The 2,201-nt window shown below is 64.5% G+C and carries 1 protein-coding gene; it reads left to right on the forward strand.

Features of this window, described 5'->3' with window-relative positions:
- Positions 1-2,201: condensation domain-containing protein (locus BLU85_RS30075; RefSeq protein ID WP_139208082.1), on the forward strand; the 2,201-nt coding region annotated here is incomplete at both ends.

Genomic DNA, 2,201 nt, shown 5'->3' on the forward strand with positions numbered 1-2,201 from the left:
GCTCCACAAGGTGAGACCGAAATCGCCCTGGCGCAGATCTGGCAGGACCTGCTGGGCCTGCAACAGGTCGGCCGTCACGACCACTTCTTCGAGCTCGGTGGTCATTCGCTGCTGGCCGTCAGCCTGATCGGGCGCATGCGCCAGGTCGGTCTGAGCGCTGACGTGCGCGTGCTGTTTGGCCAGCCGACCTTGATGGCGCTGGCCGCCGCGGTCGGTAGCGGTCGCGATGTCGAGGTGCCGGACAACGGGATTCTGCTGGGGAGCACTCGAATCACGCCGTCGATGCTGCCGCTGGTCGCTCTGGACCAGCAGGCCATCGACCGCATCGTCGCGACGGTGCCGGGTGGTGCGCGCAATGTGCAAGACATCTACCCCCTGGCACCGTTGCAGGAAGGCATTCTCTACCACCACATTGCAGCGGCCACCGGTGACCCCTATGTGTTGCAGGCGACGTTCACCGTCACCGACCATGGGCGCCTGGACGCATTTGCCCATGCGCTGCAGGCGGTGATCGATCGCCATGACATCCTGCGTACGTCGGTGGTCTGGGAAGGCCTGGACGAGCCGGTGCAAGTGGTCTGGCGCAAAGCGCAGCTGGCGGTCGAGGAGGTGATACTGGCCGCCGAGGCGGGGGATATCGCCAGACAGCTGCGCGAGCGCTTCGACACACTGCATTACCGTCTCGACATGCAACAGGCACCGCTGATGCGCATTGCCTTTGCCCATGACCCGGCCAACCAGCGCTGGGTCGCGCTGTTGCTGTTCCATCACATGGCACTGGATCACACGGCACTGGAAGTGGTGCGCCACGAAATGCAGGCGCATCTGTTGGGCCAGGGCGATCAACTGGGTGGAGCGGCACCTTTCCGCAACTACGTGGCCCAGGCTCGCCTGGGTGTCAGCCGCGAGGAACATGAAGCATTTTTCCGCGACATGCTCGGCGACATCGACGAACCGACGCTGCCCTTCGGTGTACAGGATGTGCGTGGCGACGGCAGCGATATCGAGGAGGCCGGGTTGCACCTTTGCGCAGGCCTGAGTCGCCGTCTGCGGGCCCAGGCCCGGACGTTGGGCGTGAGTGCCGCGAGCCTGCATCACCTGGCCTGGGCGCGGGTATTGAGCCAGGTGTCCGGCAAACAGGACGTAGTATTCGGCACCGTGTTGATGGGCCGGATGCAGGGTGGTGACGGTGCCGAACATGCATTGGGCATGTTCATCAACACCTTGCCGCTTCGGCTGGATGTGGGCGACCAGGATGTGCGCGGCAGTACCAAGGCCGCACATGCCCGGTTGACCGGCCTGCTGGGTCATGAGCATGCGTCCCTGGCCCTGGCCCAGCGTTGCAGCGGCGTGGTCGCGCCGATGCCGCTGTTCAGTGCCTTGCTCAACTATCGGCACAGCAGCGCGGATGTGACTTCGGCCGATGCATTGGCGGCCTGGAACGGCATCGAGCTCCTGAGCAACGAAGAGCGCACCAACTACCCGCTGACCCTGTCGGTGGACGATCTGGGCGAAGATTTCCACCTGAGCGCGCTGGCGTTGCCGCAGATCGGCGCGCAGCGGATCTGCGCTTACATGAACGTGGTGCTGGAGAACCTGGTGTCTGCGTTGGAGCAGGCGCCACAGACGCCATTGAACAGCGTATCGGTCCTGCCGTCGGCCGAGCGTCGCCAACTGCTGGTGGAGTTCAATGCCACGACCCGCAGCTATCCGCAGGACAGGACCGTCCATGGTCTGTTCGAGGCACGGGTACAGGCCAATCCCGAGGCGCCGGCGGCCGTGCATGACGAGCACAGCCTGACCTACGCCGAGCTGAACGACCGGGCCAATCGCCTGGCCCGTCATCTGGTCGGCCTGGGCGTACAGCCGGGGGAGCGCGTGGCGATTTTGCTGGAGCGTTCTCTTGAACTGTTGGTCAGCCAACTGGCAGTGCTCAAATGCGCTGCCGCCTTTGTGCCGCTGGATATCCACGCGCCCCTGGAACGCCAGCAGTTCATGGTCGAAGACAGCGGGGCGAAGGTTTTGCTGACCCTGGCTGGCATGGACGTGCCTGAAGGCGTGCTGCGTGTCGACCTGGACGATGTGGCGCTGGAGGAAGCGTACACGAACCTCGACCTGACCCAGAGCGCCGAAGCGGTTGCCTACATCATGTACACCTCCGGTTCTACCGGCACACCGAAGGGTGTGCTGGTGCCGCATCG

It is taken from the genome of Pseudomonas sp. NFACC14, assembly GCF_900106885.1.
GTDB classification, from domain to species: Bacteria; Pseudomonadota; Gammaproteobacteria; order Pseudomonadales; family Pseudomonadaceae; genus Aquipseudomonas; species Aquipseudomonas fluorescens_AA.